20 protein-coding genes and 1 other RNA gene are annotated in these 18041 nt (G+C 34.0%); 8 read left to right on the forward strand and 13 right to left on the reverse strand.

Annotated elements, in window-relative coordinates; all coding sequences use genetic code 11:
• The first annotated feature begins 43 nt into the window (after positions 1-43).
• A complete protein-coding gene (trhA, locus tag EXIGUO8A_RS13320; RefSeq protein WP_159303510.1) occupies positions 44-676 on the forward strand; it encodes a PAQR family membrane homeostasis protein TrhA in 633 nt (210 codons plus the stop codon).
• Positions 677-698: 22 nt separating this feature from the next.
• Here trhA and EXIGUO8A_RS13325 read toward each other — a convergent pair whose 3' ends face one another.
• Positions 699-1124, reverse strand: coding sequence for a DUF4268 domain-containing protein (locus EXIGUO8A_RS13325; protein ID WP_159303511.1), 426 nt, complete (start codon positions 1122-1124; stop codon positions 699-701).
• Positions 1124-1795 carry a ZIP family metal transporter gene (locus tag EXIGUO8A_RS13330; RefSeq protein WP_159303512.1) on the reverse strand — a complete coding sequence of 224 codons (672 nt, stop codon included), beginning with the start codon at positions 1793-1795 and terminating at the stop codon, positions 1124-1126. Before EXIGUO8A_RS13330 ends, EXIGUO8A_RS13325 begins: the two co-directional genes overlap by 1 nt.
• 94 nt (positions 1796-1889) lie before the next feature.
• Between EXIGUO8A_RS13330 and EXIGUO8A_RS13335 the strand changes: the two genes are divergently transcribed.
• Positions 1890-3059: a THUMP domain-containing class I SAM-dependent RNA methyltransferase gene (locus EXIGUO8A_RS13335; RefSeq protein ID WP_159303513.1), complete on the forward strand. Its 1170-nt coding sequence runs from the start codon at positions 1890-1892 to the stop codon at positions 3057-3059.
• A 221-nt stretch (positions 3060-3280) separates the two neighbouring features.
• On the opposite strand, the gene EXIGUO8A_RS13340 is transcribed toward EXIGUO8A_RS13335, so the two are convergent.
• The 4 genes from EXIGUO8A_RS13340 to EXIGUO8A_RS13355 form a co-directional block, all read right to left on the reverse strand.
• Positions 3281-4069, reverse strand: a complete 789-nt coding sequence (locus EXIGUO8A_RS13340; protein WP_159303514.1) for a DUF6048 family protein — start codon at positions 4067-4069, stop codon at positions 3281-3283.
• Complete coding sequence (locus EXIGUO8A_RS13345) at positions 4050-4556, reverse strand: DUF6452 family protein (RefSeq protein WP_159303515.1); 507 nt, start codon at positions 4554-4556, stop codon at positions 4050-4052. The genes EXIGUO8A_RS13340 and EXIGUO8A_RS13345 overlap by 20 nt, the downstream gene beginning before the upstream one ends.
• Position 4557: 1 nt before the next feature.
• Positions 4558-5970: a 23S rRNA (uracil(1939)-C(5))-methyltransferase RlmD gene (gene rlmD / locus EXIGUO8A_RS13350; protein ID WP_159303516.1), complete on the reverse strand. Its 1413-nt coding sequence runs from the start codon at positions 5968-5970 to the stop codon at positions 4558-4560.
• A 184-nt stretch (positions 5971-6154) separates the two neighbouring features.
• Positions 6155-7327 carry a mechanosensitive ion channel gene (locus EXIGUO8A_RS13355; protein WP_159303517.1) on the reverse strand — a complete coding sequence of 391 codons (1173 nt, stop codon included), beginning with the start codon at positions 7325-7327 and terminating at the stop codon, positions 6155-6157.
• Positions 7328-7576: 249 nt separating this feature from the next.
• On the opposite strand from EXIGUO8A_RS13355, the gene rocD reads away from it, so the two are divergent.
• Complete coding sequence (rocD, locus tag EXIGUO8A_RS13360) at positions 7577-8860, forward strand: ornithine--oxo-acid transaminase (protein WP_159303518.1); 1284 nt, start codon at positions 7577-7579, stop codon at positions 8858-8860.
• A 51-nt stretch (positions 8861-8911) separates the two neighbouring features.
• Here the strand turns inward: rocD and EXIGUO8A_RS13365 are convergent, their stop codons facing one another.
• From EXIGUO8A_RS13365 to EXIGUO8A_RS13375, 3 genes are read right to left on the reverse strand one after another with little or no spacing between them, the layout of a single operon-like run.
• Positions 8912-9223, reverse strand: coding sequence for a CCC motif membrane protein (locus EXIGUO8A_RS13365; protein ID WP_159303519.1), 312 nt, complete (start codon positions 9221-9223; stop codon positions 8912-8914).
• On the reverse strand, positions 9224-9562 hold the full coding sequence (locus EXIGUO8A_RS13370) for a CCC motif membrane protein (RefSeq protein WP_159303520.1): 339 nt from the start codon (positions 9560-9562) through the stop codon (positions 9224-9226).
• 15 nt (positions 9563-9577) lie between these two features.
• The gene (locus EXIGUO8A_RS13375; RefSeq protein WP_116771994.1) at positions 9578-9883 is read right to left on the reverse strand and encodes a DUF2752 domain-containing protein; all 306 of its coding nucleotides are present in this window, start codon (positions 9881-9883) and stop codon (positions 9578-9580) included.
• A 59-nt stretch (positions 9884-9942) separates the two neighbouring features.
• Here EXIGUO8A_RS13375 and EXIGUO8A_RS13380 point away from each other — a divergent pair, with 59 nt between their 5' ends.
• A complete protein-coding gene (locus EXIGUO8A_RS13380; protein ID WP_159303521.1) occupies positions 9943-10485 on the forward strand; it encodes a Smr/MutS family protein in 543 nt (180 codons plus the stop codon).
• A 1-nt stretch (position 10486) separates the two neighbouring features.
• On the opposite strand, the gene EXIGUO8A_RS13385 is transcribed toward EXIGUO8A_RS13380, so the two are convergent.
• Positions 10487-10993, reverse strand: a complete 507-nt coding sequence (locus EXIGUO8A_RS13385) for a hypothetical protein (protein ID WP_116771996.1) — start codon at positions 10991-10993, stop codon at positions 10487-10489.
• Positions 10994-11096: 103 nt separating this feature from the next.
• Between EXIGUO8A_RS13385 and EXIGUO8A_RS13390 the strand changes: the two genes are divergently transcribed.
• Positions 11097-12242, forward strand: a complete 1146-nt coding sequence (locus tag EXIGUO8A_RS13390) for a cysteine desulfurase family protein (RefSeq protein ID WP_159303522.1) — start codon at positions 11097-11099, stop codon at positions 12240-12242.
• Here EXIGUO8A_RS13390 and EXIGUO8A_RS13395 read toward each other — a convergent pair whose 3' ends face one another.
• Genes EXIGUO8A_RS13395 through EXIGUO8A_RS13405 form a run of 3 tightly spaced genes read right to left on the reverse strand, consistent with a single transcriptional unit; the run spans position 12243 to position 17068 of the window.
• Positions 12243-12896 carry a hypothetical protein gene (locus EXIGUO8A_RS13395; protein WP_116771998.1) on the reverse strand — a complete coding sequence of 218 codons (654 nt, stop codon included), beginning with the start codon at positions 12894-12896 and terminating at the stop codon, positions 12243-12245.
• 9 nt (positions 12897-12905) lie between these two features.
• The gene (locus EXIGUO8A_RS13400) at positions 12906-15371 is read right to left on the reverse strand and encodes a TonB-dependent receptor (RefSeq protein ID WP_159303523.1); all 2466 of its coding nucleotides are present in this window, start codon (positions 15369-15371) and stop codon (positions 12906-12908) included.
• Positions 15372-15376: 5 nt separating this feature from the next.
• Positions 15377-17068, reverse strand: a complete 1692-nt coding sequence (locus EXIGUO8A_RS13405) for a M23 family metallopeptidase (protein ID WP_159303524.1) — start codon at positions 17066-17068, stop codon at positions 15377-15379.
• Between the two features lie 198 nt (positions 17069-17266).
• On the opposite strand from EXIGUO8A_RS13405, the gene EXIGUO8A_RS13410 reads away from it, so the two are divergent.
• The 3 genes from EXIGUO8A_RS13410 to ssrS all read left to right on the forward strand — a co-directional run bounded on the left by EXIGUO8A_RS13410 (position 17267) and on the right by ssrS (position 18033).
• Positions 17267-17557, forward strand: a complete 291-nt coding sequence (locus tag EXIGUO8A_RS13410) for a hypothetical protein (protein WP_159303525.1) — start codon at positions 17267-17269, stop codon at positions 17555-17557.
• Positions 17558-17570: 13 nt separating this feature from the next.
• Positions 17571-17867, forward strand: a complete 297-nt coding sequence (locus tag EXIGUO8A_RS13415) for a cell division protein ZapA (RefSeq protein ID WP_058103369.1) — start codon at positions 17571-17573, stop codon at positions 17865-17867.
• A 55-nt stretch (positions 17868-17922) separates the two neighbouring features.
• Positions 17923-18033: non-coding RNA, 6S RNA (ssrS, locus tag EXIGUO8A_RS13420), on the forward strand.
• The last annotated feature ends 8 nt before the right edge of the window (positions 18034-18041 follow it).

Consider the following 18041-nt stretch of genomic DNA (forward strand, 5'->3'; position numbering starts at 1 on the left):
CACTACCTCTTTAGAAATACTAAAGGACTAATTATAGATTCATATGCCACTTCTAAAATTATTGGATAAAGAGGAAAGGTTTAACGCAATTTCCCACGGTGTTGGGGCGGTATTGGCTACTGTAGCTCTATTTATATTACTCTCAGCTAATACGTATAAATCTGCATATGCAACCTTTGCTATCATTATCTATAGTATTTCCTTAATAAGTATGTTGACGATGTCAACAGTATATCATGCCGTTGATGATAAGGTGTGGAAAATGAGAACGCGAATTCTTGACCACATAAATATTTATTACTTAATCGCTGGTACTTATACACCCGTTGCACTAATAACACTTGTTAATGGTAATGGTTGGCTGATTTTCTTTATAGTTTGGGGAATTGCAGCTATTGGAACTATATTGAAATTGTTTTTCACCGGTAAATTTGAAATGGTATCACTACTATTGTACTTGGCAATGGGATGGTTAATAGTATTAGATTTTCAAAATTTAGTGGATAATACTTCAGAATTAGGAATTCAATTACTTATGTTAGGTGGGTTGTTCTACACTATAGGCATACTATTCTATGCTGTGAGAAGAATACCTTACAATCACTTTATTTGGCATCTTTTTGTATTAGGTGGAGCCATTAGTCATTGGTTTTTTATTTATCTAGATGTTATTTGATAAATGATTTTGTCTTGCCCTTTTATGATTCAATAAAATCTTTATACTCTAGGTAGAATTTTTCTATTTGAAGCATATTATTGTTCAAAAACTCCATTGTTTGCCTCCATGTATTTTTATTATGAATGGAAACATTATTCAATTCTACATATATTCTTGAAATTTCTTTTTGGTTTTTAAGAATATAGAAATCTTCAAAGTTGGCTTCTGGAAGAAATTCGTCTATTAAAATTGATTTTAGTGCTATTAATTTATCCCATACTTTGATTCTTTGTTCAAAATCTGAATCTACATCAATTGAGACCATTGCCATCTTTACATCAAAATGGAATTTAAAGGATAATCCTTTTACTTCAGTTTTGTACAATGTCCATTTGTACGGAAATGATTTACCAAATGCTATCCAAAATTCTTCTCGTAATTTTCGTGATTCTTCTTTACTGAACATTATAGATAATATGCGATTGTAATACCTAGTAAAATAACTAATAACTTTCTTAAATTAAATTTATGCCCTTCAGAACTTTCAAATAGTATTACAGTTGAAATATGTAAGAACACACCTATAACTAATGCATTTAAATAAATTCCATAAGTGGTAAATAATTCTATTGTATGTGCTAAATAGGTACCTATGGGTGTCATTATTGAAAATAATAACATGAACAGACCGGCATATAGTGGTTTGATATTAGATGCCAATAGAAAAATACTAAGTACAATTGCGATGGGTATTTTGTGTATTAATATGCCATAAATAATAGTGTCATTTGCATCAATGGGCAAGCCTTCTAAAAGTGAGTGTATACAAAGACTAATAAAAAGCAACCAAGGAAAATTTTGACTATCCGTTGATATATGTACATGACCATGCTCAGCTCCTTTTGAAAAGAATTCTAAAAATATTTGAAACAGAATACCCAACATAATAAAGACACCGATTGTTTTTGGCGCTATGGTTGAATAGACTTCGGGTAGCATTTCAAAGATGGTCAAGGCTAAAAGAAAAGCACCGCTGAATGCCAATAAAAGTTTAAAGGATTCATTCTTTTGAGGTTTTGTAACCACCACAAAAAGAAAACTAATCAGCACTCCCAAAATTGGTAAAATATAGATCATATAAATGCTAATTAAGCTTTTGCTAAAGGAATTGGGTCATATTTTAAACTAGCGTCAAAATTAGCGTATTTTTGTGGTTCGTGAAAAGATGAATATGGGTAATAATTTTAAAATGGTCGCTAAGACCTTATTCGGTTTTGAAGAGCTTTTGTCAAAAGAACTTAGAAATCTAGGGGCTAGTAATGTAGTAGAAGGGGTAAGAAATGTTTCTTTCGAAGGGGACAATGGATTTATGTACAAAGCGAACCTTTGTTTGCGTACCGCTATTAAAATTATAAAGCCAATTCATTCGTTTCGCGTTAGGGATGAAAAAGATCTGTATAGAAAAATCTATGCAATGGATTGGACCGAATACCTATCTGTTAGTGAAACTTTTGCTATTGATACTACCGTAAATTCAGAACAGTTCACACATTCTTTATATGTGTCTCAAAAGACAAAAGACGCCATAGTAGATAAGTTTAGGGATACGGATGGAACAAGACCAGATGTGGATGTTAAAGATCCAGATTTACGAATAAATATTCATATTCATAATAATGAGTGTAATGTATCTTTAGATAGTTCTGGGTATTCATTGCACAAAAGGGGATATCGCACCGCAACCAATATCGCCCCAATTAATGAAGTGCTTGCTTCTGGTTTGCTTTTATTGAGTGGTTGGGACGGTCAATGTGATTTTATGGACCCTATGTGTGGTAGTGGTACTATGTTGACAGAGGCAGCAATGATTGCTTGTAATATACCTGCCAATATTAATAGAAAGGGTTTTGCTTTTGAGAAATGGACGGATTTCGATGCGGAGTTATATGAGAAAATCGTGGACTCTAGTTTAAAGAAAACTAGAGAGTTTCACCATAAGATCATTGGTTACGACAAAGCCCCTTCTGCAGTAAGAAAATCACAAGATAATATTGAGAATGCAAATCTTGATGAATATATAACTGTAGAAAGAAAAGATTTCTTTAAAACCTCTAAACAAACAGAAGGAACATTGCACATGTGTTTTAATCCGCCTTATGGCGAACGTTTGGATATAGAGATGGAAAACTTTTATAGTGCCATTGGTGACACCTTAAAACAAGGTTATCCGGGAACTAATGCTTGGTTTGTAACCAGTAATTTACCAGCTTTGAAATTTGTAGGTTTACGACCTTCAAGAAAGATTAAAGTTTTCAACAGTCATTTGGAATCACGGTTGGTGAAGTATGAAATGTATGAAGGTAGTAAAAAAGCCAAATATCAAAATAGAACTGAGAAATGAAATTGAAACACAAGGTATTAGTATATAATTTTTTAGCCTTTGCACTATTATTCATAGTATTCCGTGTTGTACTACATATGACTTTAACAATAAGTTCAATTTATTTATCTGTAATTGCGGCAATTTCGGCATCATTTTTAGCGCCTAAGTTTACAGTAGTCAAAATTGAAGGTGTTAAAAAAATAGTTATGAAGTGGATTTTTATAAAAGGATTTAAAATTTTATAAACCTTCGTTCGGTCTTGGAGGTGGTCCTTGGGGCTCTGTTGAATTTTCAGTTTTTTTCTTTGCTTTGTTCTTCTTTTTGTAGAAAGGAATAAAGTATGAGATGCTAAAATTATAACCCACTCCAAAATTACTGTCCCAAGTTACCTTGTTGAAACCGGGAACCCAAAGATTAGGAAACCGTTCATCTTCTTTCTGACTTAGAATAAGACCTAAACGAATACTTGCACCAACATATATATTAGAAAGCAATTCTACTTTTGTGCCAAAAACACCTTCTATCCAAGTGGCGGAAAGACCTGAAAATTCCTCAGCTTCGGTAGATCCTGTAGCAAAATCATCTGGATTCCAGTATCTATTGGTATCAAAATATTGATAATTATTAAGCGTATTGTCAAAAGAACTATACGCTATTCTACCACCCATATAGATCATGTTTCGTTCTCCATACCAGTTAAAATAGTTATTCTTATCAATACCAATTTTGATATAACTGCCATTAGTAGTAAAGTTATAAAGATCTTCTTGCCGCGTTTTTTCTTCGCTACCTAGTTCAGCTGCCAAGTAAAGATTTTGGGTTAGTCTATAATCGGCTACAAATTCTAAACCTTTATAATTGTCATCTAATGAGCTCGTAATAATTCTGCTTATATCTATACCTGCTCTTAGTCCGTAAGATTGCTTGTATTCTACCGAATCTTTCGGGTGTAAATCTATAGGCTTGCTCTGGCCCAGCGCCAAAAACGTACTTAGAACTAATAATAGATTAATGAAAAATCTTGACATGTGTAGAATCTGAGTTGGTGACTAAAGACTGCGTAATTTCTATATCTTGAATCCAATTATCTGTATCTGCGGTAACATTTGCTTCAAGCTCATCATAATTAACGATGAAACCGCAACCACGTGATAAAAAATCTTCAATTCTAGAATATGAAAAATTGATAGTATCTAAATTACCTGTTTCTGAACCATTATCGTCTGAAGCAGATTCATTGATTATAATGAAACTAGCACTATCCTCGTCGGTTTTTAAGGGTATTGTAATGGAGCTTACACTTGAGCGATCTGTAAATGTACCTACTGTAACAGTTTGCCCGACGCCAACAACTCTCAAAGTTGTAACTTCTTTTAAAGTCGATGTGTCTGTGGCATCATAAAACTCTATGACCAAAAGGGGAGTATCACCTTCAACACAGATGTCATCCTTTTCACATGAAGTTGCCCAAATAATTGCCCAGAAAAGTAATATCCCGAAATATAATCTTCTCATCCTAAATTTTCTTTTCTAAAAGTACAACATTTTCTACGTGATGAGTTTGCGGAAACATATCTACAGGTTGAACCTTGATAATGTTGTACATTTCTTTCATCAATTCTAAATCTCTAGCTTGGGTAGCACTATTACAGCTAACATACACTACTTTTTTAGGCGCAATGTTCAATATTTGTTGAACAACATCTTTATGCATTCCATCACGTGGTGGGTCGGTAATTATAACATCGGGAACACCGTTTTGAGCTATAAACTGTTCGTTAAAAACATTTTTCATGTCCCCAACAAAAAAGTCTACGTTTTTAATTGCATTTCTTTCTGCATTGGCTTTTGCATCTAAAATAGCTTCAGGAACAGATTCAATACCAACAACCTTCTTTGCTTTTTTTGATACGAATTGAGCTATTGTTCCCGTGCCTGTGTAAAGGTCATACACCAATTCATCACCTTTTAAATCGGCAAAATTTCTGGTGATTTTGTAAAGCTCATAAGCCTGCTCGGAGTTGGTTTGATAAAACGACTTTGCATTGATCTTAAATTTAAGCCCTTCCATTTCCTCAAAAATATGATCTCTTCCAGAAAAACAGATGATTTCTTGATCATAAATAGTATCGTTCTGCTTCGGGTTTATTACATATAACAGAGATGTTATCTCAGGGAACCTAGTTGTTAAATGGTTCAATAAAAGCTCTCTTTTCTCCTTGTCATTTTCAAAAAATTGCACCAATACCATTATCTCGCCAATAGATGATGTTCTTAGCATTAATGTGCGTAACATACCATATTGGTTTCTTGGGTTGAAAAACGTTAATCCGTTTTCAATTGCAAATCTTTTTGTTTCTAATCGAATAGCGTTTGAAGGGTCTTTTTGAAGATGACATTTTTTAATGTCCAATATTTTATCCCACATACCTGGTATGTGAAAGCCTAAAGCATTTTTATCATCGATTTGCTTGTCAGATTGAATTTCATCTAGGGTAAGCCAACGACTATCGGAAAATGAAAATTCCATCTTATTTCTGTAGAAATACTGTTTCTCAGAACCTAAAATCGGCGTCATTTCCGGTAAATCTAAATGGCCGATTCTTTTAAGATTGTTCTCTACTTCTTTTTGTTTGTAAAATAGTTGATGCTCGTAGCCCATATCTTGCCATTTGCAACCTCCACAGACATTAAAATGTTGACAAACTGGATCTACCCTTTTATCTGAAAGGGAGTGAAAATTAATTGCTGTGCCCTCGAAATATGCTTTTCGCTTTTTAGTGGTTTGTATATCTACCACATCACCAGGTACAGTGTTGTTCAAGAAAATAACCCTGCCATCTGGGGCTTTACCAATAGTTTTACCTTTTGCAGCTGCATCGGTCACCAAAACATTTTCAAAAACCAGTCGCTTTTTCTTTTTTCGCATGTGGCAAAAGTAAGCATCCCGTTGCATTTATTATAACTAATAAGTACTGTTGACTTGTTATATTTAGTTAAAAAGGAAGTTCAATATTGTAATGCACTGGTTTGGGTTTTCATAAAAATAAAAGTCAGGAATATCGTTTTGAAAGATTTCCTGACTTTTAAATTTTATTTGGTAGAAAAAGCTACTATTTCTTTTTGTTGAATTTATTTAAAATTCTCTCCATTTGTTTACCTGCAGCTTCTCTTCCGCCTAAGCCAAAAGATAGTGCAATGGTGACTGCAATGGTGCCTAATGTAATACCAAAGGCCATGTTTATTATGTCATCACCAATGCCCATGGTTTTAAGACCCATCGCTAAGAAAATAGCTAAAATGCACATTCTTACTATCGAGGCTACAAAAAGATTATTTTCATCTTTGGCCATTGTTTTGTGAGCCGTTGAAGCAATCCAATTACCTATGATCAGTATAACAAGTCCAAATAGAATATTTCCTGAAACCCCAACTAGGGTGTCCAATACATTTGTTAGTTTTTCAAATTCTAATTTTTCCAGTGCGGTAATAATCCCAAAAAGAACAATGAAAAAGTAAACCACGTTACCAATTAATTTTGCAAGATTGGTTTTAGACGAAATACTGCTTAAGTTCATTTTGTTAACTATGCCATCTAAATTTAAACTCTCTAATAAATCGGTTATTAAGCCAGCAACAAATTTACCTCCAATTACAAATATTAGTAGAATTAGTACTGCAACAATAATTTTAGGGATGGCATTGAAAAACTGTTCTAACATATGTGTTGCCGGAACAGAAATGGCATCCATATTTAAAATATTAAGAGCAGTGATCAATAATGGAATGAATATGAAAATAAAAACGACTTTTTTAAGTATGTTCACTAAATTTAAATTCTCGGGTAATTTTAATTTAGGAACAAAGCTTTGTATGGTTTCACCAGAAAGCCCAACAAGTTCAGAAACTATGGTTGCTAACATATAACCAATATAACCTACTAAGCCTGCACCTACAATATTAGGTATGTAATCTGTAAACCCATTAAGTAAATTTTTGACCGGATCTAAAACACTTCTCATTCCCAGCTTTTCTAGCGCAAGCATGAAAACAAAAATCATGATAAAAAAGTATACTAGTTTTCCAATAAAGGATGATAGTACAACTTTGCCCGTTCCAAGTTTGCTGTCTACATTCGTTTTTTTGATTAATTTGGTAATCAGCCTTTTTAAAAATCCTGCAATAAACCAGCCAATAATAAGTATTAGTATAGCGCCAATAGTAGTTGGTAAAAAATCGCCAACTGAGTTGGAAAGGCTGGTCATAATGTTCTCTAAATAGTTCATAGTGTTCTTTTTATAATTAATTGGTTGTATTGGTTAAGACACAATTTTTTGTTAGAGGTCACATTATATCGTAGTTCATAGCTTCTTACAGGTTTTATGGTGATTCAAAAAAATTATTTATTAAGTTTGTAATTCTACAGGATGATTTCTCTCCCACGCTGAATTTTCGTCCCGATGGCTTTATCGGGATCTGAAAGGAAAAAGGTATAGAAGGAATTGCTAAAGTTTTATTTAAAGTAATTTTTTATCATGTCAATTTTAGAAAACATCACATCTTCTAAAGATGCAATTGCATTAGAAGATAAACACGGAGCACACAATTATCACCCATTACCTGTTGTATTGAGCAGGGGAGAAGGTGTTTATGTATGCGACGTTGAAGGAAAAAAGTATTATGATTTTTTATCTGCTTATTCTGCGGTAAACCAAGGTCATTGCCATCCAAAGATTGTAAATGCAATGACGGATCAGGCAAAAACCTTAACGTTGACCTCAAGGGCTTTTTACAATGATATGTTGGGTAAGTATGAAAAATATGCTACCGAAACTTTTCATTTCGATAAGCTGTTACCTATGAATACAGGTGCTGAAGCTGTTGAAACGGCTTTAAAAATTTGTAGAAAATGGGCTTACGAAGAAAAAGGTATTGCAGAGAACAATGCTGAGATTATTGTTTGTGAAAACAATTTTCATGGTCGTACCACTACTATTATATCCTTTTCTAATGATCCGGTAGCTCGTAAAAATTTTGGACCATATACAGACGGGTTCATTAAAATAGCGTACGATAATTTAGAAGCTTTGGAAGAAGTTTTAAGATCTAATGATAATATAGCAGGCTTTCTAGTGGAACCTATACAAGGTGAAGCAGGGGTTTATGTGCCTTCTGAAGGATATTTAAGTGGTGCAAAAGCATTATGTGAAAAGTATAATGTTTTGTTCATTGCCGATGAAGTACAGACAGGTATAGCAAGAACGGGTCGTTTATTGGCAACCTGTGGCAATTGTTCTTGTTCAGATAAGCATTGTAGCGGTACTCCTGAAATTAAACCAGATATTCTAATTTTAGGCAAAGCCTTATCTGGTGGAGCATATCCTGTTTCAGCAGTTTTGGCAAATGACAATATTATGGGAGTTATTCGCCCAGGAAATCATGGAAGTACATTTGGAGGAAACCCCATTGCTGCAGCCGTGGGCATGGCAGCTCTTGAAGTAGTGAAAAATGAAGAGCTTGCAAATAATGCATTTGAGTTGGGCGAACTCTTTAGATCAGAGCTTAATAAATTTATACCTACAACTAATTTGGTGAATAGTGTTCGTGGTAAAGGTCTTTTAAATGCTATACTTATTAATGATAGTGAAGAAAGTTCAACCGCATGGGATATTTGTATGGCTCTAAAGGAAAATGGTCTGCTTGCGAAACCAACTCACGGTAATATTATAAGGTTTGCACCACCGTTGGTTATGACTAAAGAACAACTTTTAGATTGTGTTGCTATTATTATTAAAACACTGCAAGAGTTTAAAAAATAGAAATAAAAAATCCCCGATCTACATCGGGGATTTTTTTTGAGCTTTTTATTCTTATTGAAACTCGCCATTTGCAAAAAATGCGATAATCAATCCGAAATAAATGATACCGAGAACTAAATAAATTAACGCTAGTGCCAAACCTATATACGATAGAATTTTTCCTGTGCTAATATTTTCGAAACCTCGGTAATTACCAGGATTTTCTTCATAAAATCTTTTGGCTTTATTAGCATTGCTTAAGCCCAAAAAACTGAATATAGCCCCAAAAGGACCACAACAGAAAATGGTTAATACAATAGATAATATGCCAAATGTCAATGCATTGCTAGAACCTGGTATTTGTTGATATTCTGAGTTGTTCATTTAATTATTTAATAGTTCATTCATTCTTTCTTGTATTAACTCTTGATCCTGGCTCATAACAACGTCCCAACCAATCCACATTATAAAACCTATAATAAATATCAAGAAGAGAATATTTAAAACTAGACCAATAATAGAAACTAGTTTAGCGGTTTTTAATGCTGAATAGTTAGTGTAATCTTCTGGATTAGCTTTATAGGTTTTTGAACTGTTCATGGCTAATATAAGAGCAATGATACTAAGTATTAGGCCTAAAACACCATAACACCAGCAAAGTATAATAGATGCAATACCAAGCACTAATATTAATGTTACATTGGGTAATTTTTGTTGTTCCATAATTTAAAGGTTTAGTTAAATAAATTTTAATATGTAATTGGTCAATATAAAACCTACGGTACTCACCATAAGTATAATCGTAATAGTATTTGAATGTTTAATCGGATAAAATTTATTGATGCCCAAAAAGGCAAATAAGGCTAGCATAGGATATATAGCCGGATACATTAAAAAGGCGGAAATAAATTCTCCCTTAATTAAAAATAACAACGAACGTTGCAATCCGCACCCAGGGCAATCTACCCCAAGCAACTGTTTAGTAAAGCAGGGAAGCATAAAGTTTTCTAATGCCAAAAAAAGAATTAATGCCTTAAGGCGCATCTGTAAATAAATTAATAGTCGGAAAATTACCATTATTTTTGTGCATACAAAACAAAAACATGCCTCAATTTAAGATTGGTGATACCGTAGAAACGATTGATGATGTCATTAAAGGTGTTGTAGAATCTATTAATGGTAGTACAATCACTATTGTAAGTGATGATGGTTTTCCGTTGTCTTTTAATGCTCAAGAACTGGTATTGATATCAGATGACATTCGTGTGTCTAATTATGATATAGCTAAAATTAAAAAAGAAAAGGAAATTCCAAAACGTAGAAAAGCACCCGCGGTAAAGGCCAAAGAACGCACCGCTCCTAAAATGGAAGTTGATCTACATATTAACCAACTTGTTAAGAACCCGAAATCGATGGGGAAATTTGATATGCTAAATTTGCAATTAGATACCGCCAAACGACAATTGAACTTTGCCATTAATAAACGCATACAAAAAGTAGTGTTTATTCATGGGGTAGGTGAGGGAGTGTTAAAAGAAGAGCTCGGATACCTTTTTAGAAAATATGACAATGTAAAGTTCTATGATGCCGACTATCAAAAATACGGGTTAGGTGCTACCGAGGTATATATCTTTCAGAATTATTAAGTTATTCTATAGAAGTTGTAATAGAACCAAACTCATTGATCTGTAAATCTGTAATTCTACTACCATTTTCATTTAAGAACGATATACCACTTAGTTGAATGGTATGTGTAAATAACGTGTCGTTTTCGGTTGTAGTAGTTACCAATATGCTACCGCTTTCAGCTTCAATTTCTTCAGAGACGGTAGGTGTTACAGGTGGTGGTGAATCACAGAAATAACTGCTGGTTACGGTCTCGGAAAAAATTCTATAAGTAACCTGTGAGCCACTAGGTACGGTGCTTTCTCTATCTGTAGTGGTTACTGCATTTTGAATTAAAGAGCTTGATAACGTTAATATTAAGGCTTCATCATCATTTATCTTGAAAACAACATTTTCTACATTGGCCGTAATTTCATCGCAAAACTCTATTTCGTCAATACTATCAAAATCTACGGTTTCTATTTGTAAATCGCCGTCATCGCAAGCGAACAACAAAAATAAGCTTCCAAGTAAAAGATATTTTTTCATAGATCAAATTTAATTTAAAATTTGGAAATCTGTCTGTTGCATTACGGTCATTTATGGGTTAATTAACTATTTTTGCCCTTTATTTATTTAAGAGTACGCATATATGAAACATGTATATTTAGATAACGCAGCAACTACTCAAGTACACCCAAATGTTATAGCTAAAATGCAAGAGGCCTTGGCTGTTTACGGTAACCCTTCTTCTACGCATAGTTTTGGTAGAACAGCTAAAACAGCTATAGAAAGTGCGCGTAAAACTATTGCTAAATATATGAATGCCCAACCATCTGAAATTATATTTACTTCTGGTGGTACCGAAGCGGATAATATGATCTTGAGATGTGCAGTACGCGATTTAGGAGTAAAAACCATTATTACCACTAGAATTGAACATCATGCGGTTTTACATACGGTGGAAGAGTTGGAGCAAAAAGGCTTAATACAGTTATGGTATGTAGATTTAGATGCATATGGTAATCCGGATTTAGCACATTTAGAATCGTTATTACAGAAAGATGATTCTAAAAAACTGGTGAGTTTAATGCATGTAAATAATGAAATTGGAAATAAAATAGACTTAAAGGAAATTACACTTTTAAGTAAAAAGTATGATGCCTTGGTGCATTCAGATACAGTACAGTCTTTAGGTCATTACCATTGGGATGTAAAAGCTTTTCCTATTGATTTCTTAGCTGCAGCTGCGCATAAGTTTCATGGACCAAAAGGGGTTGGTTTCGCATTTATACGTAAAAATTCTGGTTTAAACTCCATGATTTCAGGTGGTTCACAAGAGAGAGGACTTAGGGCAGGGACCGAATCTTTTCATAACATAGTAGGGTTGGAAGAAGCGTTTAAACATGCTTACGACAATTTAGATGAGGAAAAACAGTATGTTGAAGGGCTAAAATCTTATTTCATTGACCAAGTGAAGTCCGTAATACCAGATGCAAAATTTAACGGACACTCTGGCGATTTAGATAAAAGTACATATACATTAGTGAATGTATGCTTGCCAATTGAAGAAGAAAAAGCGATGTTATTGTTATTTAATTTAGATATGAAAGGTATCGCCTGTTCTAAAGGTAGTGCTTGCCAGTCTGGTAGTGATATGGGTTCGCACGTGCTTACACAAATTCTTACTGATGAGGATATGAAGAAACCATCTGTGCGTTTCTCATTCTCTACATACAATACCAAAGAAGATATTGATTATACGGTCAATGTTTTAAAAGAGATAATTGAAGCGTAATTAATTTTTGTTTCTATCGCGTTTACGTTCTCTTTCGTATGGAAATTTTCTAATAGCTAATTTCATCATACGGTCAATTAGATCTGTAGTGTTCTTACCTGTCTTCTTGTTAATTTCTTTTTCATATTTCCAAAGAAGTTTTCCGGTATCTCCATCACTTATTTTAATACCTATTCTGCCATAATTGGCGCCGCCAGAGAAGTAATCGGTAAAACTAAATTCTGTAGGTATACCGTTTGATAATAAAATATTAAGATCTAAGGTTCCGCTTATAATACCATCTACGCCTAATATTTCGCTTAGTTCTTTGGTGGTATACACATCAATATTTTCATAACTGATGTTTTTTTTCGCTAATATGGCTGCTGTGTTTTCAATATTTTGGAAAGTAACCGGTAATTTTTTCTTTTTACTTCGTTCAGAAAAATAGGTTTCTAGAGCATTCTGTACCGCATGACCCTCATTTTCTTCTAATCTCTTTTGTTCCGATTTAGAAATTTTCTCATTAAGGTCTAAATTGGTAAGAAAAGGCATAATTGCCAAAACCTTATGATCTTCGCTCAAACGATCAAAATTTGGACTTTCGTAAATATTTTTTTGGGCGACTGTAGTAATAGAAGTAATTAGGGCTATTAAGAAAAGTAGTCTTTTCATTTTTATTTTTTATAGGCGAATTCCCAATCTTAAATTTAATACTCTAGAGGTAAGGTAGTTTGGTACGGCGTATTCGTTTTTACTATCCGCATCCCTTACCCAAGTATTAGTAATTGAATTTTGATTGTTGAAGAGATTAAAAATTTCAAAACCTAAACTCAATTCTTTAAAACTATGAAGCCAATGTGTACTTGAATATTGTTTGTTACTATTTGCAAAAATATAGGAAATTCCTAAATCTGCACGTTTATAATCTCTTAATCTATTCTGAAAAATATATGGATCGGCATAACTTGGAGATCCGCCGGGTACACCGGTTTGGTACACCAAATTTAAGTACATTTTTAAATCGGGAATTGTGGGTATATAATCTTGAAAGAGAATTCCAAATTTTAAACGTTGATCTGTCGGTCTAGCGATATAACCTCTATTATTTCTATTTTCTTCCGTTTTCAAGTAGCCAATGCTTACCCAAGACTCCGTACCCGGCACAAATGCACCGTTCATTCTAACTTCGGCGCCATACACATAGGCTTCGGTATCATTAGTAGCGGCATATCTAATTCGAACATCTTCTAGTGTGTACGGGTTTATATTGTTCAGTTTTTTATAATATGCCTCGCTAATAAGTGTAAAAGGTCGGTCCCATAATTGAAAACTATATTCATTACTTGCCACCAAATGAAATGCTTTTTGTGCTTTAACTTTGGCTTGTATGGTTCCTGTATTATCTCTTAATTCTCTATAAAAGGGCGGCTGGTGGTATATTCCTGTAGCTATTTTGAACAGCATGTCTTTTTTCCAGTTTGGCTTTATAGCAAATTGAGCCCTAGGGCTAATTACTGTTTGAGATACTTTTTCGACACCGGTGCCGCTTACTGTCCAATGGTGAGAACGTAAACCTGCGTTGTAATAAATATCAGTATTATTCCAAGTTTTGTGGGTGCCTAGTTGCACATAGGCTGAGAATCTATTTGTTTTTACGAAATTTAATGCATTAAGTCCGCTATAAGCAACTAGGGGTGCATCGAATGCCTCTGAAGGTTGATTGTTCATGAACTCCGATTGCGGTGGTCTAATGGAATGTCCGGCAGAATCGATAAACTCAGACTCTCTTAATTGATCTCTTATATCTTCATGTGTATATTTTATGCCCCATTCTATTAATTCGTTGTTTTTGGTATGTGTGCCTTTGTGTTCTAGGTTGAATATTAATGCATCTAAATCGTTTCTTGTTCTATTAAATTGCGAACCTACGCCCCTAGATGTTAGAACCTGACCTGCAGTGTCACTATTTAAATTACTGTCGATATCACCTAATTCATACGCCGCAATAACATCTGAATATTCTTCTTCTGTGGTATGGTATATGGATGAAATAAGTTTTAAAGTGGTGTTTTCGTTTAATCGATAGCTACCTTTTAAAGCCCCAAGAGCAGTATTGTATCGATTGATTTCTTGCCCTTCGTAATAAACCACTAATGCCTGCGGATTATCTATGGTGCCAAAATTCGTTTGTCTGTTGATTGGTTCGTTCTTATAGTCGTTGATAGCTATATTTCCTAAAAAATTAAGATGGAATTTAGGTGAAATATGGTAGGTTAAATAGCTTTGAACATCTGTAAATGACGGATTAAAATTGCTCTGTGTTTGTTGACTATTTACCAATAAAGAATTGTTTCTATACCTTACACCTGATACAGAACTGAATTTTTTGTTTTTTGATATTGTTTCTAAACTTGCACTAGCACCTAAAAAACTTAAATCTGCACGTAAAGAAAAAAGTGTAGGAGTTTTGTACTTTATATCTAGAACAGAAGACATTTTATCTCCGTACTTAGCTTGAAAACCACCTGCAGAAAATTTGACATTTTGAACAAGATCACTATTTACAAAACTTAAGCCTTCTTGCTGTGCCGATCGAATCAAAAATGGTCTATAGACTTCAATTTCATTAACATAGACTAAGTTTTCATCAAAGTTTCCGCCGCGCACTGCGTATTGTGTACTTAATTCATTGTTTGAAGATACACCTGGTAATAATTTTAATATGGTTTCTACTCCAGAATTTGCACCAGGAATCTTTCTTATTTTTTCTGGAGTAATGTTCAGTATATTGTTAATTGATCTTTCTCCTGTTGCAGTTACGGTAACACCATCTATTTGTGTGACATCGCTTTTTAGCACCGGATTGAATTCAAAGGTTTCGTTAGTCGTTAGAATTAATTTTTCTATGACAACGTCTTTATAGGCTACGTGAGAAAAAGATATGGTATTTTCTTTATCAGCTATAATCTCAAGAATATAAAATCCGTTGGCATTCGAAATTGTGCCTAAATCTTGAGTAGTGATATTAGCATTGGGCAATGGCTTGTTATCCTCATCAAATACAATACCCGAAATAGTAGCGTTCTGAGCAAAACCAATGGTGCTGCACAGCAGTATTATAAGGCTTGGAACATTGCTAAGTTTCAAATAATTTATTTTCTATAAAACGAGGTCGTCAAGGTATTTTCATTCCCTACATTATCTGTAACGGTAACTTTAAGCACGCATTGCGTTTGGTCTGCAATCTTATCGTCAAAATTATAGGTAAGTGTATTGCGTTTTGGTTCGTATTCCATTAAAATCCATTCTCCGTTCAAAGTAGCGGAATAAGTATCAATACCACTAAGATCATCGGCAATTTGTACACTCAGATATTTATAGTTGTTCAACCATTGCTTTTCTTTAAAGTTTTTAGTTCTAATTGTAGGGGCAACGGTATCTCGTGCCAAAGTATAAGTGCCTAAGTAACGTGTTCGTGTTGTAAATTCATTTCCTCGTTTATAGGTATTTGCATGGCTTGGTCTTAGTTTAGAATCTAAACGGGCAATGAACAATTGTTTTTGTTCTTCTTTTGTGTATTTCGATACATCAAAAGTTATCGTGAAATTTCTATGTGCGGGCACGGTGTTGGTATGTATCATAACAGTGTCTTTCCCTTTTTTTAGATCGATGTAGAAATCTTCGTAAAAAGTATTTGTCGGAAAATAAACCTTGGCACCGCCTAAGTCAAAGTTATTGGGTCTTTTTGCAGTTATGTAATTTTCTGTTGTAAAGTTTTCCTTCTTGTTGCCTAACAAATTCTTTTTGCCAGTAATTGGTATATTCATTTCTAGATCATTGCCAGCAAAATCTTTGATTAAAAGTTTTGCATTGTAGCTAAGACCTTCGTTTACCTGGATCTCACCATTGTTATAAAGCTCTTTATAAATACTTAGGTTGTTGCCCGGAGATTTAAAACTTTTTTGAATACGTTGTCTATTTCTGCCGTAGTAGTCGTAATCTATCAACGTATTTATATATCTGGTTTCCCCAAAAGAAAAAGATTCAAAATCGTAAAGGGAATAGGTTTTACCATTTACGCTGAGTTCAACACTATAGACACCATTTTTATTTGCTGCCATATCTAGTCTGTCAAAACCAACAAAACCAATACCGATGTCGCCTAGTGCGGTTACATTGTCGGCTAAAAATGTACCATCGCTCTGTTTCTTAAAATTAACCTGGGTTCTACTGTAGTTACCGTTAACGTGAGATTTGTCGGTTAGCGGATATACAAACAATTTTTCTAGAATGGGGTTAGTGGCATCGGCTACATCCATTCCGTATAATAGAGGATTGGTAGGTTTTTCAGAAATACTACTTCGTATTTCAAAATGTAAATGTGGACCAGCGGAACCACCTGTGTTTCCACTATATGCAATGAGTTCTCCTTTTGACACTTTTAGTTCGCCATAATCGGGGAAAACTTCTACCTCAAACGACTTTTTGTTGTATTGTATTTTTTTAATGTATTCTTCAATTGATGGGGAAAATTTTTGTAGATGCCCATAAACAGAAGTATAACCATTTGGGTGTGCAATATATAGCACTTTGCCATAGCCCCATAGAGAAACCTTAATTCTTGTTATTGTACCGTCGCCAATGGAATTTATCGGTATACCTTCTCTCTGTTGTGTTTTAATATCTATGCCAGAGTGAAAATGATTTGATCGCAATTCACCAAAAGTACCTGCCAAGATAATAGGTATATCCATTGGTGGAGCAAATACTCCTTTAGGATATTCTTTTTGTGCAAAAAGCGAAAAGCAAAACAGTAATAATAGACTTAGGGTTATATTTCTCATAGGTAGATAGCAATACTGCGAAAATAAATAATCATAGACAATTCCATGAAGAAGAATGCGCTAAAATTTATTTAAAGCTAAAGGGCTTTGTGTAAACAAAATAGATTTGAGATTTCATGAACTACGAATATTTCACAAAACTATTGCTAAGTCATAATATGTATGTTAACTTTGTGTAAATCGCATTGACGGTAATGTATGAGCGAATTAATTAAAATCGTTGATTCTTTAGAAAATAAAATTAGCAAGCTGTTGCATAAACTTGAGGTTTTGAACAATGCTAATATTGAATTGGAAAAAGAATTGCGTGATATAAAATCTTCACAAGAGAACGCCAGTAAAACGGTTTCTGAATGGGAAGAAAAATACAACTCGCTTAAACTTGCAAATTCAATGCTTGGCAGTAATACCAATAAAACAGAAGCTAAGCTTAAAATAAATACATTAATACGAGAGTTGGACCATTGTATAGCCCAGTTATCGGAATAATGTTTATAATAATATGTCAGATAAGCTCAAAATAAAACTTTCTATTGCTGATAGGGTATATCCATTAACGATTGACCCCTCTCAAGAAGAAGGCTTGCGTAAAGCGGCTAAAAACATAGAACAGTTGGCAAAAAAATTTGAGCAGAATTATGCAGTTAGGGACAAACAAGATGTATTGGCCATGTGTGCCTTACAATTTGCGTCTAAAATTGAACAGAATGGCATAGAGCAAGTAGAGGGTACCAAAGAAGCTGAAGAACGTTTAAAAGCGCTTGAGGACTTGGTGAATTCTAAATTGGCTTTTAAATAAAACGTTCTTATAAATACATTAAGTTACTGCCCACATTGGTAATACCTTTTGACAAACTCAACATTTATTTTTTTTAAAAAGGGTGAGTTTAGATTGTAAAAGCAGGCCCTACTTGTATAGGGATCCTTGATCAGTCTGTTAGCCCTAAACCTGTTTACCGGAGTTTGATCAAAA

Origin of the sequence: Maribacter litoralis, from assembly GCF_902506355.1 — a bacterium.
GTDB classification, from domain to species: Bacteria; Bacteroidota; Bacteroidia; order Flavobacteriales; family Flavobacteriaceae; genus Maribacter; species Maribacter litoralis.

What these genes read in the sequence shown, in the direction of transcription:
- trhA (WP_159303510.1), top strand. Translation starts at nt 44, where the DNA reads ATGCCACTTCTAAAATTATTGGATAAAGAGGAAAGGTTTAACGCAATT.
- EXIGUO8A_RS13325 (WP_159303511.1), bottom strand. Translation starts at nt 1,124, where the DNA reads ATGTTCAGTAAAGAAGAATCACGAAAATTACGAGAAGAATTTTGGATA.
- EXIGUO8A_RS13330 (WP_159303512.1), bottom strand. Translation starts at nt 1,795, where the DNA reads ATGATCTATATTTTACCAATTTTGGGAGTGCTGATTAGTTTTCTTTTT.
- EXIGUO8A_RS13335 (WP_159303513.1), top strand. Translation starts at nt 1,890, where the DNA reads ATGGGTAATAATTTTAAAATGGTCGCTAAGACCTTATTCGGTTTTGAA.
- EXIGUO8A_RS13340 (WP_159303514.1), bottom strand. Translation starts at nt 4,069, where the DNA reads ATGTCAAGATTTTTCATTAATCTATTATTAGTTCTAAGTACGTTTTTG.
- EXIGUO8A_RS13345 (WP_159303515.1), bottom strand. Translation starts at nt 4,556, where the DNA reads ATGAGAAGATTATATTTCGGGATATTACTTTTCTGGGCAATTATTTGG.
- rlmD (WP_159303516.1), bottom strand. Translation starts at nt 5,970, where the DNA reads ATGCGAAAAAAGAAAAAGCGACTGGTTTTTGAAAATGTTTTGGTGACC.
- EXIGUO8A_RS13355 (WP_159303517.1), bottom strand. Translation starts at nt 7,327, where the DNA reads ATGAACTATTTAGAGAACATTATGACCAGCCTTTCCAACTCAGTTGGC.
- rocD (WP_159303518.1), top strand. Translation starts at nt 7,577, where the DNA reads ATGTCAATTTTAGAAAACATCACATCTTCTAAAGATGCAATTGCATTA.
- EXIGUO8A_RS13365 (WP_159303519.1), bottom strand. Translation starts at nt 9,223, where the DNA reads ATGAACAACTCAGAATATCAACAAATACCAGGTTCTAGCAATGCATTG.
- EXIGUO8A_RS13370 (WP_159303520.1), bottom strand. Translation starts at nt 9,562, where the DNA reads ATGGAACAACAAAAATTACCCAATGTAACATTAATATTAGTGCTTGGT.
- EXIGUO8A_RS13375 (WP_116771994.1), bottom strand. Translation starts at nt 9,883, where the DNA reads ATGCGCCTTAAGGCATTAATTCTTTTTTTGGCATTAGAAAACTTTATG.
- EXIGUO8A_RS13380 (WP_159303521.1), top strand. Translation starts at nt 9,943, where the DNA reads ATGCCTCAATTTAAGATTGGTGATACCGTAGAAACGATTGATGATGTC.
- EXIGUO8A_RS13385 (WP_116771996.1), bottom strand. Translation starts at nt 10,993, where the DNA reads ATGAAAAAATATCTTTTACTTGGAAGCTTATTTTTGTTGTTCGCTTGC.
- EXIGUO8A_RS13390 (WP_159303522.1), top strand. Translation starts at nt 11,097, where the DNA reads ATGAAACATGTATATTTAGATAACGCAGCAACTACTCAAGTACACCCA.
- EXIGUO8A_RS13395 (WP_116771998.1), bottom strand. Translation starts at nt 12,896, where the DNA reads ATGAAAAGACTACTTTTCTTAATAGCCCTAATTACTTCTATTACTACA.
- EXIGUO8A_RS13405 (WP_159303524.1), bottom strand. Translation starts at nt 17,068, where the DNA reads ATGAGAAATATAACCCTAAGTCTATTATTACTGTTTTGCTTTTCGCTT.
- EXIGUO8A_RS13410 (WP_159303525.1), top strand. Translation starts at nt 17,267, where the DNA reads ATGAGCGAATTAATTAAAATCGTTGATTCTTTAGAAAATAAAATTAGC.
- EXIGUO8A_RS13415 (WP_058103369.1), top strand. Translation starts at nt 17,571, where the DNA reads ATGTCAGATAAGCTCAAAATAAAACTTTCTATTGCTGATAGGGTATAT.